This is a genomic window from Glycomyces salinus (assembly GCF_016428645.1).
GTDB lineage: Bacteria > Actinomycetota > Actinomycetes > Mycobacteriales > Micromonosporaceae > Glycomyces > Glycomyces salinus.
The window spans coordinates 15289-33304 of the sequence record NZ_JAELXW010000076.1 but is presented as its reverse complement, the minus strand read 5'-3'; the positions used below and the strand labels follow the sequence as shown (position 1 = coordinate 33304).

Genomic DNA, 18016 nt, shown 5'->3' with positions numbered 1-18016 from the left:
CCACCGAATCTGAGGCGGGGCCGCTGCGCGGCCCCGCCTCAGATTTCTGTCAGGCTGTCGGTTCGATCGGTCGGGTGAAGAGGGTGTTGCCGTCGATGTCGCGCAGGGCCACCTCGCAGGTCTCGGTCTCGGCGTCGATGTGGACCTCGCCGAAGAACTGGTAGCCCCCGGCCGGAGAGGTGTTGGCCTGCGGCGGGGCCGAGACGAAGACCGCTTCGGGGCCGAAGGTGCCCTCCAGGGCGTTGGGTCCGAAGCCGCCAGCGTTGAGCGGGCCGGAGACGAACTCCCAGAACGGGTCGAAGTCCTGGAACGCGGCCCGGTCAGGGCTGTAGTGGTGGGCGGCGGTGTAGTGGACGTCGGCGGTCAGCCACACCATGTTCTTGACCTCGTGCCGCTTGGCGTAGGACAGCAGGTCGGCGATCTCGGCCTCGCGGCCGGCCGGCTCGCCGTCGTCGCCCTGGGCGATGCCCTCGAACGCGGCCGAGCCGTCGGGGACGACCAGGCCGATCGGGAGGTCGGCGGCGATGATCTTCCAGGTGGCCCTGGAGCACCGCAGTTCGCGCTTGAGCCAGGCCAGCTGCCGCCTGCCCAGGAGGCCGCCGTCCTCGGAGTCGTTCGGGCCGTTGATGTCCTTGTAAGTGCGCATGTCGAGCACGAACAGGTCCAGCAGCGGGCCGTAGGAGATCCTGCGGTACATGCGGCGCGCGCCGTGGAGGCCGAGGCCGCTCGGGGTGTACTCGGCGAACGCCTGCCGGGCGCGGGCGGCGAGCACGTCGACGTCCTTCTCGGTGTACTCGTCCAGGTCGAGGATCTCGCCGGGGTACCAGTTGTTGACCACCTCGTGGTCGTCCCACTGGTTGACCATGGGCACCCGGGACAGGTAGGAGCGCAGGTTGTCGTCGGTCAGGTTGTACTTGTACTGTCCGCGGTACTCCCCGAGAGTCTCGGCGACCTTGGACTTCGCGTCGGTGACGACGTTGCGCCAGGTCGAGCCGTCGGGGAGTTCGACGGTCTCCGACAGCGGCCCGTCGCCGTAGTAGTAGTCGCCGGAGTTGACGAAGAAGTCCGGTTCGGACTCGGCCATGGTCGAGAAGATCCGGAAGCCGCCGAAGTCGGGGTTGATGCCCCAGCCCTGGCCGGCGAGGTCGCCGGACCACTGGAAGCGGATGTCCTCGGCCGCATCGGAGGCGGTGGTGAACGAGCCGGTCAGCGGCTCGGAGTCGTGCTCGCCCTCGGCGGTGACGCGGTAGTAGAAGCGCTCGCCGGGCTCCAGGCCGCGTACGCGGAGCTTGCCGGTGTAGTCGCCCCTCTCGCTCAGCCGTGGGCCGCGGATCGTCCTGGCGTGCTTGAAGTCGGGGCGTTCGGAGACCTCGACGACCATCTTGGAGTGCCGGTCGGCGCGGGTCCAGATGATGGCGCTGCGTTCGGTGACGTCCCCGGTCTGGACGCCGTGGGTGAGCCGGGGCCGGGAGGAGGCATGGGAGACGCCGGGGGTGCCCAGCAAGACCGCGCCGCCGGCTCCGGCGGCGAGCAGTCGTCGTCTTGCGATGTTCACTGTCATAACTCCAGTCACCGTGGGGTCGGTATCGCTCTTACGCTCGCAGGCCCGTTCGACGCTTCGGTGTCTCGCAAGTGAACAAAAGGCCCTGCGCCTCGGGTGAGGCGCAGGGCCGGGTTTCCCGGTTTCCTTTGCGGGTTCGGTCAGGTTTCGGTGCCGAGGCGCGGACCGAGCTCAGGCTTCCACGCCGAGGCGCGGAAACGGTTTCGTGGCGAAGACGACCTCGACAGGAACCTCGAAGTACTCGGCGATCTTGAGGGCCAGGTGGAGGCTGGGGCTGTATTCGCCGCGTTCGAGGTAGCCGACGGTCTGGTAGTGCACGCCGAGCGCATCGGCGAGCTGGCGGCGCGTGATGCCCCTCTCGGCACGCAGCATCGCGATGCGGTTGTATACGACGTCGTCGGCCACGGTCCTACCCCCAGTTCTGCTCGACCAGCTTGCGCCTCGCCGCCATGCTGGACCCGGACTCGCGTCGGGCCATGCGGCTCAGCAGCTTCGGCGCCAGCGCCATGGACACGACCGCCCAGGCCGCGAGCACGACGAACATCGTAAGCGTCCGCCAGCTGTCGCCTATCTCCACCGCCACCGCGGCGTCCGGCAGCATGGCGTGCCGCATCCCCAGCCCGAGCCAGTAGGTCGGGAAGACCTGTCCGATCACCTGGAGCCAGCCGGGCAGGGCCGTGATCGGATAGAAGATCCCCGAAATCGCGATCAAGCCCATGAACGGCATCATGACCAGGCCCATGTTGCGCGGGTTGTCGATGAGCGCGCCGAGGACGGCGCCCATGGGCATCGTCGCGGCCAGGCCGAGCGCGAAGACGGCGACGAAGAGGAGCCACCGGTCGGGCGAGGCGAAGGCGAGTCCGTCGAAGAAGACGAGGCCGACGATCATGAGCACCGTGACGCTGAACGCGATGAATATCGCGATCGATCCGAGGTGACCGATGAGGTAGCCGGTCATGCCTCCGGGCATCGACTTGGCGCGCAGCAGGGTCCCGTTGGTCCGGTCCATGACGAGCACGCCTTGGACCCCGAGGACTCCGCTCCAGACGATCATCATGCCGATCAGGCTCGGCATGCTCATCGAGCCGAGGGAGACCGAGGTGCCCTCGATGTCGACGCCGCGCAGGAACAGCAGAACGGTCACCATGATGCCGACCGGGAGCATGAATCCCATGAGGTCGGACGGAGTGGTCAGCGAGATCCTCGTCTCGATGAGCGCGCGCCGCCATCCGGTCCGGTAGGCGTGTGCGGTGGGGTTCACTTCGTGACCTCCTGAAACGTGTCGATCGCGGCGTCGGCCTCGCCTGCCTCGAACTGCTCCACGAGCGTCAGGTAGGCCTCTTCGAGGCTGGCGCGGTGGATCTCCAGGTCGGTGACCGCGCCGTCGTCGGTCGCGAGGAGCTTGCGCGCGAACGCGGTCGCGTCGTCGGTGGCGTGTACCTGGAGTCTGCCGTCCTGGATCCACTTGACCTCGGCGGTGGTGGCGGCGGCGCGCGCCAGCGCGTCGGGCGAGCCGTCGGCGATGATGCGGCCTCCGGCGAGGATCAGGATGCGCTCGGCGAGCTTCTCGGCCTCGTCGAGGTCGTGGGTGGTGAGCAGGATGGTGGTGCTCTCGAGGTCGGAGAGCCTGTGGATGAGATCGTGGAACTCGCGGCGGGCGTGGGGGTCGAAGCCGGTGGTCGGCTCGTCGAGGAACAGCAGGGCGGGGCGCCCGACGATGCCGGCGGCCACGTCGAGGCGGCGGCGCTGCCCTCCGGAGAGGGTCATGATGCGCTGTCCCGCCTGGTCGGTGAGGCCGACCAGTTCGAGCAGCTCATCGGCGTCCCACGGCCGGGAATAGGGGCGGTAGTACTCGGCGAAGTGGGCCAGGAGGTCGCGGACCCGCCATTTGTGGTTGTCGCGCCACTCCTGGAGCACGATGCCCATGCGGGCGCGCCAGCGCTCGTCGCCGTGGTCGGGGTCGGTTCCGAGGACCTCGACGTCGCCTCCGCTGCGGGCCCGGAAGCCCTCGAGGATCTCCACCGTGGTGGTCTTGCCCGCTCCGTTGGGACCGAGCAGCGCGGTGACGCCTCCCGGTTGGAGCTCGAAGTCGACGCCGGTGAGGACGTCCTTGTCGCCGTATCGCATCCGCAGATCGGAAACGGCGACGGCGGGCCCTCCGGGAGCCGGTGAGTTCGCCATGATCACCTCCGTCATAGGTCTCACCCGTTTGATAGTAGAGATACTACATCTTGATGCATACCTCTGCAATACCGAGCGACCTGAGCTATCGAATAGTTCGCTCCGGCCCGGGAATACTGTTCGCGGAGGGGGCGTTGAACAAGCTTGCACATATACCCCCCTGAGGTATATGCCCGAGGGTGACACGAGGACCGGGAGGAACCCGATGAGCGACCACCACGATTGCGGACACGCCGGGCACACCGAACAGGGTGAGGCCCCACCGCACTCCCACCGCGCCGCCGCTGGAACCGAAGCCGGCGGGCATGAGGAGCGATCAGGGCACGACCACGGCTCAGACCACCGCGATGGCGGACACGCCGGGCACGACATGGCCGACATGGGCCACTCCGGGCACGGCGGCCACGACAAGCACGCCGGTCACGACCCGGAGGCATTCCGCAAGAAGTTCTGGCTCAGCCTCATCCTGAGCGTGCCGATCCTCGTCACCAGTCCGATGATCATGGATTGGTTCGGATACTCGCTCGACTTCCCCGGGATCGAACTCGTCGGTCCCGTGCTCGGCACGTTCGTGTTCCTTTACGGCGGCCGGCCGTTCCTCGCCGGTGGCGTCAGCGAGGTCCGCGACCGCGAGCCGGGAATGATGCTGCTGATCTCGACGGCGATCACCGTCGCCTTCATCGCGTCCCTGGCCACCGCCTTCGGCCTGTTCGACCTCGACTTCTGGTGGGAACTGGCGGCACTGGTCACCATCATGCTGCTCGGCCACTGGCAGGAGATGAAGGCCGTCGGCCAGGCCCGGGGCGCTTTGGCAGCCCTCGCGGCGCTCCTGCCCGACGAGGCCGAGCGCGTCAGTGACGACGGATCGGCCGAGACCGTCCCTGCCTCGTCGCTGCGCGTCGGCGACGTCGCCCTGGTCCGCTCCGGCTCCCGCGTCCCCGCCGACGGCGAGATCGTCGAGGGCGCGGCCGAGATGGACGAGTCCATGATCACCGGCGAGTCCCGCCCGGTCCCCCGCGAGACCGGCGAGAGGGTCGTGGCCGGGACCGTCGCCACCGACTCGGCCGTCCGCGTCCGCATCGACGCGATCGGCGACGACACCGCCCTGGCCGGGATCCAGCGTCTCGTCTCCCAGGCCCAGTCCTCCCGCGGCCGCGGCCAGGTGCTCGCCGACCGCTTCGCGGCGCTCCTGTTCTACGTGGCCGTCGCCGCCGGTGCGATCACCTTCATCGCCTGGTCGCTGGCCGGATCGGTCTCCGACGGTGTGGTCCGCACCGTCACGGTCCTGGTCATCGCGTGCCCGCACGCGCTCGGGCTGGCCATCCCGCTGGTCGTCTCGATCACCACGGCAGTCTCGGCCAAGACGGGCATCCTGGTCAAAGACCGACTCGCCATCGAGCGCATGAGGACGGTAGACACCGTCCTGTTCGACAAGACCGGAACCCTGACCGCCGGCGAGCACGCCGTTGCCGGCATCGTCGGCACGGCCGACTTCGACTCCGACGCGGTCCTGCACATCGCCGCCGCGGTCGAGTCCGACTCCGAGCACCCGCTGGCCCGCGCGATCGTCAACCACCACGGACACGAGCACGGCGAGGGCGCCAGGGCCCGGGACTTCCGCTCCCGCACCGGCAAGGGCGTCGAGGCCACCGTCGACGGCCGCCGCTACGCGGTCGGCGGCCCGGCGCTCCTGCGGGAGCTCGAGGTCGAACCGCCCCAAGAGCTTCACGGCGACGTCGACTCCTGGTCCGGGAGGGGCGCGACGGTCCTGTACCTCGTGGCGCTCGGCGACGAGCCCGCCGCGGTCGGGGCGCTCGCCCTGGAGGACCGGGTCAGGCCCGAGGCTCGCGAGGCGATCGAGGACCTCAGGGCCCAAGGGGTCTCCAAGATCGCCATGATCACCGGCGACGCGGAGGCCGTCGCCCGGGCGGTCGCCGACGACCTCGGCTTCGAGCCCGGTCGCGACGAGGTCTTCGCCGAAGTGCTGCCCGCCGACAAAGACCGGGCCGTGGCCGATCTCCAGGCCAGGGGCCACATCGTCGCGATGGTCGGCGACGGCGTCAACGATGCTCCGGCGCTGGCCCGCGCTGACGTCGGCATCGCCATCGGCGCCGGGACCGACGTGGCGATCGAGTCGGCCGGGGTGGTCCTGGCCTCCTCGGACCCGCGCGGCGTCGGCGGCGTGCGGCGGCTTTCAAGGGCCTCCTACCGGAAGATGGTCCAGAATCTCGGCTGGGCCGCCGGGTACAACATCATCGCGATCCCCCTCGCGGCCGGAGTCCTGGCGGGCATCGGGTTCACGCTGAGCCCGGCGGTCGGGGCGGTGCTCATGTCGGCCTCGACGATCGTGGTCGCTCTGAACGCCCAGACCCTGCGCCGAGTCAGCCTCACCCCGGCTTCCTGAGCGGGGACGGGGCCTCGGACCGATCGGTCCGAGGCCCCGCCGTGCGAGCTGTACTAGGTTCGCCGCTTCTCCCCCGAGCGGCTGAGGAAGCGCTGGAGCAGGATGAACGCCAGCAGCAGCACGCCCACCACGATCCGGGCCCACCACGAGCTCAGATCGCCCTGGAAGGCGATGAGCGTCGTCAGCAGGCCCATGACCATGACTCCGGCGACGGTGCCGAGCACGAAGCCGGTCCCGCCGGTCAGGATCGTCCCGCCGATGACCACCGCGGCGATCGCGTCCAGCTCCAGGCCGACTCCGGCCAGCGGGTTCGCGCTCTTGGTGTAGTAGGCGGCCACGACGCCGCCGAGCGCGGCGCAGAAGCCGCTGACCGCGTACACCCCGACCTTGGTGCGCGCCACCGGCAGCCCCATCAGCAGCGCCGAGGACTCCGAGCCGCCCACGGCGTAGACGCCGCGGCCGAAGCGCGTGTAGTGCAGGACGATGAACGCCACGATGACGACCGCGAGGGCGATGAACGAGATGTTCGGGAGGCTGAACCCGCCGTCGCGCTGGCCCCCTGCGAAGTCCATGCGGAGCATGCCCCAGTCGAAGAACGCGATGTCCCGCATGGACACGTCGTGGTCGGAGAGCTGGAGCGTCAGGCCGCGGTAGAGGAACAGCCCGGCCAGCGTGGCGATGAACGGCTGCACGTTGAAGTAGTGGATGACCGCGCCGGTGAACAGGCCCGAGAGCGTCCCGAAGGCCAGCACCGCCGCCACGGCGACCTCGGCAGGCACGCCGAGGTCGACGGTCAGCGCCGCGATCGACATGGTCGAGAACGCCATCATCGAGCCCACCGAGAGGTCGATGCCTCCCGAGAGGATCACGAAGGTCATGCCCACGGCGATGATGAGCAGCGCCGCGTTGTCGATGAACAGGCTGGCGATCACCTGGGGGCTGCTGAAGCGGGGGAAGGCGGCGATGCCGCCCAGGTACATCACGATCAGCAGCGCGACGGTGACGCCGATGGGGATGTAGCGGCCGAGGCCGTCGAACAGGGTCGTGCGCGAGGGGCGCTCGGTGACGGTGGTGCTCATTTCGCCAGAGCCTCCTTGTCGTCGGCCGGCTCGGGAGCCGGTTCGCCGCCGTCCGGTCGCCGGAAGGGTTTGAGCAGCCAGGCCCGGAACTCGGGGCTCTGGAGCACCGCCACGACGAAGACCACGATGGCCTTGGCCGTGAACTGCCACTGGCTCGACAGCCCCACGTTGATGATCGTGACGTTGAGGGTCTCGATGATGGCCACGCCGATGACCGTGCCCAGCAGGAAGAACCGCCCGCCGATCAGGGCGGTGCCGCCGATGACGACCGCGAGGATCGCGTCCAGTTCGATCCACAGGCCGCCGTTGTTGGCGTCGGCGCTGCCGAGGTTGGCCGCGCCGATCAGGCCGGCCAGTCCAGCGCAGAACCCGCACACCAGGTAGGCCAGGATCGTGATCCCCTTGGAGCGGATGCCCGCCAGGCGGGAGGCGGCCGGGTTGCCGCCGACGGCCTCCAGGAGCATCCCGAGCGCGGTGGTGCGCGTCAGCAGCGCCAGGACGGCGAAGACGAGCACGCCGATGACGATCGGCACCGGGATCGTGGCGATGGCGCCGCGCCCGAGCTCGACGAACGGGGTGCTGTCCGAGACCGAGGGGATCTGGCCGCCGGTGATGAGCTGGGCGATGCCTCTTCCGGCGATCATGAGGATGAGGGTGGCCACGATCGGCTGGACGCCGAAGTAGGCGACCATGGCGCCGTTCCAGGCCCCGATGACCGCGGCCACCAGCAGGGCCAGGATGACCGCGGTCAGGATCGTGCCGAACGCGGACTGGTCGCGGTCGATGATCCACTGGCAGGCGATGGCCGCGCCGATCGCGTATACGGCGCCGACCGAGAGGTCGATGCCCTTGGTGGCGATGACCAGGGTCATGCCCAGGGCGATCAGGAGCAGCGGGACCGAGTTGCGCAGGATGTTGACGAAGGCGCCGCCGAGGCGTCCGTCGTGGACGCTGGGGACGATGAAGTCGAAGCCCGTCTGGGCGATGTTGACGACGATGAGCGTGACCAGGACCGCCAGGGGCCAGATCAGCCGCTTCAGATACGCGTTCACTTGTCACCGCCCTTCTCGACGATCGTCTCCACGATGCGGTCGGTGGTCATGTCGGACTCCTGGTGGAGGATGTCGATGAGCTCCCGGTCGCGCAGGACGGCTATGCGGTCCGACAGGCGGGTGACCTCTTCGAGCTCGGCGGAGATGAACAGGACGGCCATGCCGTCCTCGGACAGCTCGTTGACCAGGCGCTGGATGTCGGCCTTGGCGCCGACGTCGATGCCGCGGGTGGGCTCGTCGAGGATCAGCAGCCGGGGTTCGATGAGCATCCAGCGGGCCAGGAGGACCTTCTGCTGGTTGCCGCCGGAGAGGTTCTTGACCGGCAGATCGGGGTCGGCCGGGCGGATGTCGAGCTTCTCGATGAACTCGGCAACGAGGGCGTCGCGGCGGGCCGGCGGGACGGTGCGGGCCCAGCCGCGGGCGGCCTGCATGGCCAGGATCATGTTCTCGGCGACGGTCAGGTCGCCGACGAGCCCTTCGGTCTTGCGGTTCTCGGGGCAGAAGCCGATGCCGCGGGCGGAGGCGGTGCGCGGATTGTGGCCGCGGAGGCGCTCCCCTCGGAATTCGAGCGCGCCGGAGTCGGCGCGGTCGGCGCCGGCGATGAGGCGGGCGGTCTCGGTGCGGCCCGAGCCCAGCAGCCCGGCCAGGCCGACCACTTCGCCGGGCCGGATGTCGAGGTCGAACGGGCTGACCGAGCCCTTGCGGCCCAGTCCTCGGGCGGAGACGAGGACGTCGTCGTCGGGCCGGTGCCGGGCGGCTCGGTGCTCGAGCGCGCCGAGGGTCTGGACCTCTCGGCCGAGCATGTGCCCGATGAGTTCGGACTCGGGCAGCTCGGAGACGGCCCACTCGCCGATGAGGGTGCCGTTGCGCAGCACGGTCATCCGGTCGCAGATCTCGTAGACCTGGTCGAGGAAGTGGGAGATGAAGACCATGGCGGTGCCGCGCTCGGCCAGGGAGCGCATGACGCGCATGAGCACGGCGACCTCGTCGCGGTCGAGCGAGGAGGTCGGCTCGTCGAGGATGAGGACCTTGGCGTCGATGTCGATCGCGCGGGCGATGGCGACCAGCTGCTGCATGGCGATCGAGTAGGACGACAGGGGCGCGGCGACGTTGAGGTCGATGCCGATCTCGTCGAGCAGTGCCTTGGCCTTGCGCCGCATGGCGCGGAAGTTGATGAACGGGCCCAGGCGCGGTTCGCGCCCGGCCAGGAGGTTCTCTGCGACCGAGAGGTTGTCGGTGAGGTTGACCTCCTGGTAGACCGTGGAGATGCCGCCGGCCTGGGCTTGGCCGGGGCTGTGGAAGCGGACCGGCTCGCCGTCGAGCAGGATCCGGCCGGCGTCGGGGTCGTGGACGCCGGTGAGGACTTTGATCAGTGTGGACTTCCCGGCGCCGTTCTCCCCCATGACGGCGTGGATCTCGCCGCGGCGGAGGGTGAAGTCGACGCCGTCGAGGGCGCGGACGCCGGTGAAGTCCTTCGTGATGCCGGTCATCTGGACGATCGGCGCGTCGGACATGGGCTCATACCTTCTGTCTGGACAGAGCTGCCGGCAGGGTCGCTGGCGTGGCTCGGGCCGTCCGGGCGCTTGCGCCCGGACGGCCGATTCGGTTGTGCGAAACGGGGCTAGAACTGCCGGTTGTCGACCTCTGCCTCGAAGTCGTCGGGCCCGTAGACCGACTCCTCGACGGCGGTGAACTTGTCGAGCTCCTCGCCTTCTGCGACCTGCACGGCCACGTCCATCAGCTGCTCGCCGAAGACGGGGTTGCATTCGACGATGTAGTTGAGCTTGCCGGCGACTCCGGCCTCGAAGCCGGCCTTGGAGCCGTCGACGATGATGATCTGGATGTCCTCGCCGGGGGTGTAGCCGGCCTCTTCGATGGCCTGGATGGCGCCCAGGCCCATCTCGTCGTTGTGGGCGTAGAGGAGGTCGATGTCGTCGAGGCCGTGGGTGGAGATGAACGTCTCCATGACCGACTTGCCGCCTTCGGCGGTGAAGTCGCCGGACTGGGAGTCGACCAGCTCGTAGGGCAGGCTCTCCTCGTCCAGGACGTCGAAGAAGCCGGAGTTGCGGTCGTTGGCCGGGGCCGAGCCGACGGTGCCCTCGAGTTCGAGGATGCGGGTGTTGTCGTCGTCGGCGAAGGTCTCGACGGTCCAGGCGCCGGCCTTGCGGCCCTCTTCGACGAAGTCGGAGCCGAGGCGGGTGACGTAGAGGTCCTCGTCGGCGTCTTCGATGCCGCGGTCGGCCAGGATGACCGGGATGCCGGCGTCGCAGGCCTCGGTGAGCACGTCGGTCCAACCGGTCTCGACCACAGGTGCCAGGACGATGACGTCGACCTGCTGGGTGACGAACGTGCGGATCGCCTCGATCTGGTTCTCCTGCTCCTGCTGGGCGTCGACGAACTGGAGCTCGGCGATGCGGTCGTCGGCCTCGGCGGCCGACTGCACGGATTCGGAGTTGGCGGTGCGCCAAGCGGATTCGGCGCCGACCTGGGCGAAGCCGACGACCAGTCCGTCGTCGCTCGCTCCGCCGCCGCCTTCGCTGACGCATCCGCCGTTGCCGTCGCCGCCGCTTCCGCCGCCGCCTTCGGTGCCGCAGGCGGTCATGCCGAGGAGAAGCGCTCCCGCCCCGAGACCGGCAAGGGTTTTCTTAAGCATGCTGAGGGACCTTTCTACAAGGTTGGATCGAGGAGTTTCGCTTCATTTTTATCGGTAACAGTGCGTAGGTCAAGCGCCCGCCGACCATCCCCGTAGTAACAATTTGGCAACACAGCGCAAAAAGGGGCAGAAGTCTACTGGAGTTACTCTTGTGATCCCTTTGGTCGCCAAAGCACATCCTCACCGCGGTTCGCGGTGCGTGCCAGCACGAACAGCAGATCGGACAGTCTATTGAGATAGGTGACCGGCAGCTCGTGCGTGGTCTCCGGCTCGGCCTCCAGGAGCGTCCAAGTCGAGCGCTCGGCGCGGCGGGCCACCGTGCACGCCTGGTGCAGCAGCGCCGCCCCCGGGGCGCCGCCGCGGAGGATGAAGGAGCGCAGCGGCTGGAGCTCGGCGTTGAATTCGTCGATCCAGCCTTCGAGCCGGGTCACGTAGTCCCGGTCGATCCGCAGGGGCGGGTGCTTCGGGTCCTCGGCGACGGGGGTCGACAGGTCGGCGCCGACGTCGAACAGGTCGTTCTGGACCGCCAGGAGCACCTCGGTGATCCGCTCGGCGACCTCCGCGCCGCCGAGCGCCAGCGCGCACCCGACCGCGGCGTTCACCTCGTCGACGTCGCCGTAGGCGGCCAGGCGCGGATGGGTCTTGGGAACCCGGCTGAAGTCGGCGAGCCCGGTGGTGCCGTCGTCGCCGGTCTTGGTGTAGATCTTGGTGAGATTGACCGCCATACCGACCACCGTATAGCCTCTGGCCATGTCTCAGATAGCGGTAATCGGTTCGGGTCTGATGGGTTCGGGGATCGCGCAGGTCGCGGGGCTGGCCGGATGGAGCGTGTCGCTGATCGACACCGATCCGCGGGCGCTGGAGCGGGCCCAGACCGCCGTCGCCGACTCGCTCGGGCGCTTCGTCGCGAAGGGCAGGGTCGGCGAGGACGACGCCCAGGCCGCCCAGGACCGCATCGCCCACACCACCGACATGGAGACGGCCGCCGAGGCCGAGATCGTCGTCGAGGCCGTCTTCGAGCGCCTCGACGTCAAGCGGGAGGTCTTCGGGCGGCTCTCGGCGATCTGCCCGGCCGAGACGGTCCTGGCCACCAACACCTCGGCCATTCCGATCACCGAGATAGCCGCCGCCGCGTCCGAGCCGGAGCGGGTCGTGGGCACCCACTTCTTCTCGCCGGTGCCCATGATGAAGCTCTGCGAGCTGGTCCGGGGCCTGCACACCGGCGACGAGGCCCTGGCCAGGGCCCGCGAGTTCGCAGAGAGCTGCGGCAAGACCTGCGTGGTCGTCAACCGGGACGTGGCGGGCTTCGCGACCACCCGGCTGATCTGCGCGTTCATCAACGAGGCGGCGGCCCTGGTCGAGGACGGGGTGATCTCGGCCGAGGACCTGGACACGGCGTGCAGGCTCGGGTTCGGGCACCCGATGGGGCCGCTGGCCACGGCGGACCTGACCGGGATCGACGTTATCGCGCACGCCACCGAGAACATCTACGAAGACACCGCCGACGCGAAGTTCTTCCCGCCGGCGATCCTGCGCCGCATGGCCGCGGCCGGAGAACTGGGCCGCAAGTCCGGGAAGGGCTTCTTCAGCTACGAGCGGTGAGGGTGGCGCGGGCCGGGGCGAGGACCTTCTCGCCGCCGGAGCGGGCCGTGATCGCCAGCTCGACGGAGTCGGCCTCGGCCTTGCGGACCTTCGCCTCGATCTCGACGGTGGTGCCGCCCTCGGCGGGGACCACGACCGGCTTGGCGAAGCGGGCCGAGAAGTCGGTCAGGCTCGCCTCCAGGCCGGATTCGGCGACCCATTCGACGACGGCCCGGGAGACCAGGCCCATGGTGAACATGCCGTGGGCGATCACGTCCGGGAGCCCGGCGGCCTCGGCGGCGGCCCGGTCGAGGTGGATGGGGTTGTGGTCGCCGGAGGCTTCGGCGTAGGCGGCCAGGTCGGCGCGCTGGACGGGGAAGGCGGTGGTGAACACCACGTCGCCCGGGGTGAATTCCTTCATGCGGCCTCTCCCGCCGCGTCGGTCGCCGCCGCGACGAACAATGTCGTCCAGGACTCGGCGACCAGGCCGTCGGCGTCGGCGACGTCGGTGCGCAGGGACAGCAGGTCGTTCCCGGCGACGGTCTTGATCGACTCGATGGTGGAGGTGCAGGTGACCGAGGTCCCCGGCCGCACCTCGCGGTGGTAGGCGAATCGCTGGTCGCGGTGCAGCACCTTCGACCAGTCCAGCCCGAAATCGGGGTCGTCGACGAGCCGCTCGGCCGCGGGCAGGGTGAGGGTGATCAGGTAGGTCGGCGGGACCGCGCCCGACGCGGCGGGCACGCCGGAGAGACCGAGCGCCGCCGCGAAGCGGGCGACGGATTCGGCGGTTATCTCAACCGGGTCGGTGGTCGGCAGGGACCGGCCTACATACGAAGCGTTGAGCATGCCGGGGCGGTGCGGACCTTAGCGGGTCTCTTTGTGGATACGCGAGGTCTTGCAGCGCGGGCAGTACTTCTGGAGCTCGAGCCGGTCGGGGTTGTTCCGCCGGTTCTTCTTCGTGATGTAGTTGCGCTCCTTGCACTCCACGCACGCCATGGTGATCTTCGGGCGAACGTCGGTAGCCTTGGCCACGATGAGTGCCTTCCTCTGAGTGCGGGCCCCGGGCCCGCGGGTGCGAACAGAAATAAAGCGTTGGCCAGCCTAGCTCAGCTAGGGTAGTCAACGCTTGTTGGCGTAGCGATGGGCGGGATCGAACCGCCGACACAACGATTATGAGTCGTTTGCTCTACCACTGAGCTACACCGCCGTGTGCCCACTGCCATCGAATGGACGGGCAGTCAAAACACTGGACCGACTTACGGTTCGCAAGCTTCACCGAGGTGGTCAGAGCAGTGCTTCCGAGCCCCAAAACGGAATCGAACCGTTGACCTTCTCCTTACCATGGAGACGCTCTGCCGACTGAGCTATTGGGGCGCTCGCGCTCTCACGCGGCCTTGACAAGAGTACATGATCCCGGCCGCCGTTCCTAAACGGGGCGGCCGATGCGGTTCAGACCACATGGAGCCGGCCGGGCCCGGTGCCGTCGCCCTGCGAGCGCAGCCAGGCGACGAAGCGGTCCGGCGGCAGGGGCCGGGAGAAGTAGTAGCCCTGGCCGGTCTCGCAGTCCAGTTCGCGCAGCTGGTCGAGGGTGCGGTGGGACTCGATGCCCTCGGCGACCACGTCGATGTCGAAGTGCCGGGCCAGGCCCAGGACGGCCTTGACGATGGCCCGGTCGTCGGCGTCGGTGTCCATTCCCTGGACGAATCGCATGTCGATCTTGATCTCCTGGATCGGCAGCCGCCGCAGGTAGGACAGGGACGAGTAGCCGGTGCCGAAGTCGTCGACCGACAGCCGGACGCCCATCTCGTGGAGCCGGTCGAGGACCGGCGAGAGCCGCGAGCCGTCGGCGACCATGTCGTCCTCGGTGATCTCGAAGGTCAGCAGGCCCGGGGCGATGCCGTGGGCGTCCAGCCGCTCGGCGACCCGGCCGGGGAAGCCGACGTCGGCGAGCGTGCGCGGTGAGAGGTTGACGGCCATCGGAAGCGGACCGGAACCGAGGTCCCATTCGGCCGCGTACCGCAGGGCCTCGTCGAGGACCTGCTCGGTGAGGCGGCCCAGCTGGCCCGTGGACCCGGCGATGGCGATGAACTCCTCGGGCGGCACCGGCCCGTAGGTCGGGTGGGACCAGCGGACGAGCGCCTCGGCCCCCGCCAGCCGGCCGGTCGCGAGCCGGACCTTGGGCTGGAAGTGCACCTCGAGCTCGGCCCGGTCGAGGGCGCGGCGCAGGTCGGCGGCCAGGCCGATCCGCCGCAGGCTCTCGGACTCGAGGCCCGAGTGGTAGACCTGGACGCCGTCACTGGAGCTCTTGGCCTGGCGGGTGGCGGTGTCGGCCCGCTGGAGGAGCTCGTCGGCGTCGGTGGCGAAGTCGGGGTGGGTGACCACGCCGACGGCCGCCGAGACGTCGACGGCGACGCCGCCGAACTCGATGGGCCCGCTGAGCGCCTGGCGCAGGCGGCGGGCGGTCTCGACGGCGGCGTCGGTCGAGGGCAGGCGGGTCTGGAGGATGAACTCGTCGGAGTCGATGCGGCCGATGAACGAGGCGTCGGGGGCGCGCTCGGTCAACCGCTCGCCGAACTCGACCAGGAGTGCGTCGCCGGCTTCGTGGCCGAGGGCGTCGTTGATCTCGTGCAGCCCGTCGATGTCGAACATGAGGACGGCCACGACCTCGCCCGGCACGGTGATGGAAAGCGCCTCCTGAAGGGCCTCCAGGGATCTGCGCCGATTGGGCAGCTTCGTGAGCGGGTCGTGGCTGGCGTCGTAGCCGAGCTGGTCGATCAGTCGGGAGTTGTCGACGGCGACCGACACGTGCGCGGCGATGGTCTCCAGCAGTTCGAGGTCGACGAAGGTGAATCGCGCCAGCTCCCCGCCGATGCGGTCGGCCAGGGACAGGCAACCGTATACATCGTCCCCGGCGCGGAGCGGCACCAGTATGGCGCCCTTCAACCCGGCCTCGTCGAGGATCTCGCGCTGGCGCCGTGTGCCTGATTTGGCGTCGATGAGCATCGGCTTCGCCGAGTCGATGACTTCTCTTTGGAGGCGCTGCGGGACCGGGTCGAGGTCGGTCAGACCGATCTCGTCGAGTTCGGCGGTCAGCCGGATCTCCGGGTAGCGCCCTCCCGCGGGCACCCAGACCGTGGCCGACTCGGCCGACAGGATCTCGCGCAGCCGCCCCAGCATGGCGTCGATGAGGCGGTTCGACCGCACCGAGTCGGCCACGAGCTGGGTGAAGTTGTTGAGCTCGCCGAGGATGTGGCGCTGGCGGCGCAACCGCATGTAACTGCGCGCCAAGAGGTACACGGCCCCCGAGATGAAGCCGATGAGGAAAGCCGTCCACGGAGAGGCGTCGAGGAGCACCAGGAAGATCAGGCCGACGCTGGCGGCGAGCAGGGGACCGATCAAGGTCAGGAAGTAGCCCTGCCATGCCTTGACGACACTGTCCCAGCCGGAGAGGGCGAGCAGCAGGGTCGAGATCCAGACCGTGGTGACGAAGCCGTTGACGACGATCGCCCCGACGATGACGGCCCAAGTGCGCGGATCGGTGGCCCCGCCGACCCCGACCACCTGGACGATCCCGGCGACCACCGCAGTGCCGCTTACGGTCAGGCCGACATTGAACAGCGGCTTGAGGACGCCGATCTCCTGGCGCGCGTACCGCGTGGCGTAGAAGATCAGCGATGAGGCGAGCCTGGCCGCGACCAGCCAGAACGGCGGCACGAAGAAGATCGCGACGGCCAAGGGGATGTCGGTGAGGTTGAAGGCGAACCCCATGCCGCGCGCGTTGTACTGGACCAGCAGGCCCTGTGTGACCAAGAAGGCCGCGACGAGCAACGCGACTTCGAACGGGGGGAAGACCTCAGGCGGGCCGAACCACACCAGGGCGCCGACGGCCACCCCGAGGACGAGACCGGTGATCAGCCACGGCAGGACCTTGAACAGGGTGGGATACCGCTCACGGATCACCGACTCGCCCTATCGGGTGCCGGGCGAACGGGAGGTCACTAGTTGACCTCACCGCTGCTGGACTCCGACGTGTACTCGATGTCGCCGACGCCTCCAGCGGAGTTGACCTCACCGGAACTGCCACCGGCGAATTCCCCACTCGAATTGGCTGAGGCGGCCGAGGCAACCCCGGCGAGAAGACCCAGTGCGAGAAGTCCGGTCGCCGCTAGAGCGCCGAGCTTCTTGAAAAGTCTCTTCGGATTCACGAGGCCTCCCGTGATTGTGTCGTTCGGATAGTCGTGGGGACCAGTCAAGCCCATGGTGCCACAGTCCTCTCCCACAGGGGAAGGGCTGCGAACGTGACTCTCAGGCTATTTCTGGTTCAGCCGTACGGGTGAGTGCGACGCGGACCATTCTTCCGCATCCGGATTCGAGTGCCGCTCACGGGTCCGGCGGTGACCGGGGGTGAGAATCCGTAGCCACCTCGACTTGAGTAGGTTAGGCTTGCCTTACTGATTTTCAGATCGCCGCCCGAGACGATGGGAACCGTATGCCTGCCGACACCACGACCACCGAAGACACTGCGGCGCCGACGTTCTCGACCCGGATCCGCGAGGCGAGCTGGTCCCGCCACCAGTCGCTCGACCCCACCGCCGACGACGCGCCGCGGCGACCGGGCGTGTTCGACAGACTCTTCGACCGCACTCTGACACTGAGCGACTACACCCGCTGGCACGCTCAGCAGTACTTCGTGTACGAGGCGATCGAGGCCGCCGGGGAGCGGTGGCGCGAGGATCCGGTGGCCGGTCCGTTCGTGTTCGACGAACTGCTGCGACTGGACGCCATCGCCGCCGATCTCGAATTCCTCATCGGACCGGGCTGGCGGACCGTGATCGACCCGCTGCCGTCGACGCGGCGCTACGTCGAGCGCGTGTCAGAGGTCGCGACCTCCTGGCCCGGCGGCTACATCGCCCACTCCTACACCCGCTATCTCGGGGACCTGTCCGGCGGGCAGGCGTTCGGCAAGGCGGCCAGGAAGTCCTTCGGCTTCGACGGGCCCGGGGCGGGCTTCTACGAGTTCGGCTCGATCCGGGACCCGAAGGGGTTCAAGGACGCCTACCGCTCCCGGCTGGACGCGCTCGAACTGGACGAGTCCGAGCGGCGGCGACTGATCGACGAGGTCCTGGTCGCCTACGACCACAACGGGGCCGTGCTGTCCGAACTGGCCGACGGGCTCGACGACGGCTCGAATCCGTTCGGCCCGAAGTCGGTGGCGGCGATCTGCCGCCACATGAACGAGGACCACCCGGACGACACGCTCGTCATCTGCCGCGGCGCGGGCGGACGCCCGGAGGCGACCGCGGCCCGCATGACCGGCCTGGACGGCGACGGCGGCGACTACGCCGTGACCGCCGGCGGCCGCGACGAACCGGTGCGGATCCCCTGGGCGCGCAGGCTCTCCGAGCGCGCCGAGGTCCGCCCGGAGGTGGTGCGGCTGTTCACCGAGTCCCAGAGACTGCTGCGACACGCCGGACAGTGAGCAATCTCGCGACCGGCTCCCGGGCG

17 protein-coding genes and 2 tRNA genes are annotated in these 18016 nt (G+C 69.0%); 3 read left to right on the top strand and 16 right to left on the bottom strand.

Annotated features, from left to right (window positions below):
• Positions 1-49: 49 nt before the first annotated feature.
• The 4 genes from JFB92_RS18500 to JFB92_RS18485 all read right to left on the bottom strand — a co-directional run bounded on the left by JFB92_RS18500 (position 50) and on the right by JFB92_RS18485 (position 3742).
• Positions 50-1561, bottom strand: a complete 1512-nt coding sequence (locus JFB92_RS18500; RefSeq protein WP_199042270.1) for an alkaline phosphatase D family protein — start codon at positions 1559-1561, stop codon at positions 50-52.
• 171 nt (positions 1562-1732) lie between these two features.
• Positions 1733-1933 (bottom strand): helix-turn-helix transcriptional regulator, encoded by a 201-nt coding sequence (locus JFB92_RS18495; protein WP_199042307.1) that lies wholly within the window; start codon positions 1931-1933, stop codon positions 1733-1735.
• Between the two features lie 37 nt (positions 1934-1970).
• Positions 1971-2822 (bottom strand): ABC transporter permease, encoded by an 852-nt coding sequence (locus JFB92_RS18490; RefSeq protein ID WP_307789209.1) that lies wholly within the window; start codon positions 2820-2822, stop codon positions 1971-1973.
• Positions 2819-3742: an ABC transporter ATP-binding protein gene (locus JFB92_RS18485; protein WP_199042269.1), complete on the bottom strand. Its 924-nt coding sequence runs from the start codon at positions 3740-3742 to the stop codon at positions 2819-2821. The genes JFB92_RS18490 and JFB92_RS18485 overlap by 4 nt, the downstream gene beginning before the upstream one ends.
• A gap of 205 nt (positions 3743-3947) precedes the next feature.
• Between JFB92_RS18485 and JFB92_RS18480 the strand changes: the two genes are divergently transcribed.
• Positions 3948-6146: a heavy metal translocating P-type ATPase gene (locus tag JFB92_RS18480; protein ID WP_233163487.1), complete on the top strand. Its 2199-nt coding sequence runs from the start codon at positions 3948-3950 to the stop codon at positions 6144-6146.
• A gap of 53 nt (positions 6147-6199) precedes the next feature.
• On the opposite strand, the gene yjfF is transcribed toward JFB92_RS18480, so the two are convergent.
• The 5 genes from yjfF to JFB92_RS18455 form a co-directional block, all read right to left on the bottom strand.
• Positions 6200-7225, bottom strand: a complete 1026-nt coding sequence (yjfF, locus tag JFB92_RS18475; RefSeq protein ID WP_199042268.1) for a galactofuranose ABC transporter, permease protein YjfF — start codon at positions 7223-7225, stop codon at positions 6200-6202.
• Complete coding sequence (locus JFB92_RS18470) at positions 7222-8277, bottom strand: ABC transporter permease (protein ID WP_199042267.1); 1056 nt, start codon at positions 8275-8277, stop codon at positions 7222-7224. The genes yjfF and JFB92_RS18470 overlap by 4 nt, the downstream gene beginning before the upstream one ends.
• Positions 8274-9791 carry a sugar ABC transporter ATP-binding protein gene (locus tag JFB92_RS18465; protein WP_199042266.1) on the bottom strand — a complete coding sequence of 506 codons (1518 nt, stop codon included), beginning with the start codon at positions 9789-9791 and terminating at the stop codon, positions 8274-8276. The genes JFB92_RS18470 and JFB92_RS18465 overlap by 4 nt, the downstream gene beginning before the upstream one ends.
• Before the next feature lie 107 nt (positions 9792-9898).
• Entirely contained in the window at positions 9899-10930 is a 1032-nt protein-coding gene (locus JFB92_RS18460; protein ID WP_199042264.1) for an ABC transporter substrate-binding protein, read from the bottom strand.
• A gap of 143 nt (positions 10931-11073) precedes the next feature.
• Entirely contained in the window at positions 11074-11655 is a 582-nt protein-coding gene (locus tag JFB92_RS18455; protein ID WP_199042262.1) for a cob(I)yrinic acid a,c-diamide adenosyltransferase, read from the bottom strand.
• Positions 11656-11680: 25 nt separating this feature from the next.
• On the opposite strand from JFB92_RS18455, the gene JFB92_RS18450 reads away from it, so the two are divergent.
• Positions 11681-12532, top strand: a complete 852-nt coding sequence (locus JFB92_RS18450) for a 3-hydroxyacyl-CoA dehydrogenase family protein (RefSeq protein ID WP_199042260.1) — start codon at positions 11681-11683, stop codon at positions 12530-12532.
• Here the strand turns inward: JFB92_RS18450 and JFB92_RS18445 are convergent.
• From JFB92_RS18445 to JFB92_RS18415, 7 genes are all read right to left on the bottom strand, one after another.
• Positions 12516-12932, bottom strand: coding sequence for a MaoC/PaaZ C-terminal domain-containing protein (locus tag JFB92_RS18445; protein ID WP_199042257.1), 417 nt, complete (start codon positions 12930-12932; stop codon positions 12516-12518). The two genes, JFB92_RS18450 and JFB92_RS18445, sit on opposite strands and share 17 nt — an antisense overlap.
• Complete coding sequence (locus tag JFB92_RS18440; RefSeq protein ID WP_199042255.1) at positions 12929-13357, bottom strand: FAS1-like dehydratase domain-containing protein; 429 nt, start codon at positions 13355-13357, stop codon at positions 12929-12931. Before JFB92_RS18440 ends, JFB92_RS18445 begins: the two co-directional genes overlap by 4 nt.
• Positions 13358-13375: 18 nt before the next feature.
• Positions 13376-13543: a 50S ribosomal protein L33 gene (rpmG, locus tag JFB92_RS18435; RefSeq protein WP_199042253.1), complete on the bottom strand. Its 168-nt coding sequence runs from the start codon at positions 13541-13543 to the stop codon at positions 13376-13378.
• 103 nt (positions 13544-13646) lie between these two features.
• Positions 13647-13718 (bottom strand) — tRNA-Met (locus JFB92_RS18430).
• A 94-nt stretch (positions 13719-13812) separates the two neighbouring features.
• Positions 13813-13885 (bottom strand) — tRNA-Thr (locus tag JFB92_RS18425).
• A 75-nt stretch (positions 13886-13960) separates the two neighbouring features.
• Positions 13961-16471, bottom strand: a complete 2511-nt coding sequence (locus JFB92_RS18420) for a putative bifunctional diguanylate cyclase/phosphodiesterase (RefSeq protein WP_199042251.1) — start codon at positions 16469-16471, stop codon at positions 13961-13963.
• A 38-nt stretch (positions 16472-16509) separates the two neighbouring features.
• Positions 16510-16770 (bottom strand): hypothetical protein, encoded by a 261-nt coding sequence (locus JFB92_RS18415; protein ID WP_199042249.1) that lies wholly within the window; start codon positions 16768-16770, stop codon positions 16510-16512.
• 230 nt (positions 16771-17000) lie between these two features.
• Between JFB92_RS18415 and JFB92_RS18410 the strand changes: the two genes are divergently transcribed.
• On the top strand, positions 17001-17990 hold the full coding sequence (locus JFB92_RS18410) for a biliverdin-producing heme oxygenase (protein ID WP_199042247.1): 990 nt from the start codon (positions 17001-17003) through the stop codon (positions 17988-17990).
• Positions 17991-18016 lie beyond the last annotated feature (26 nt).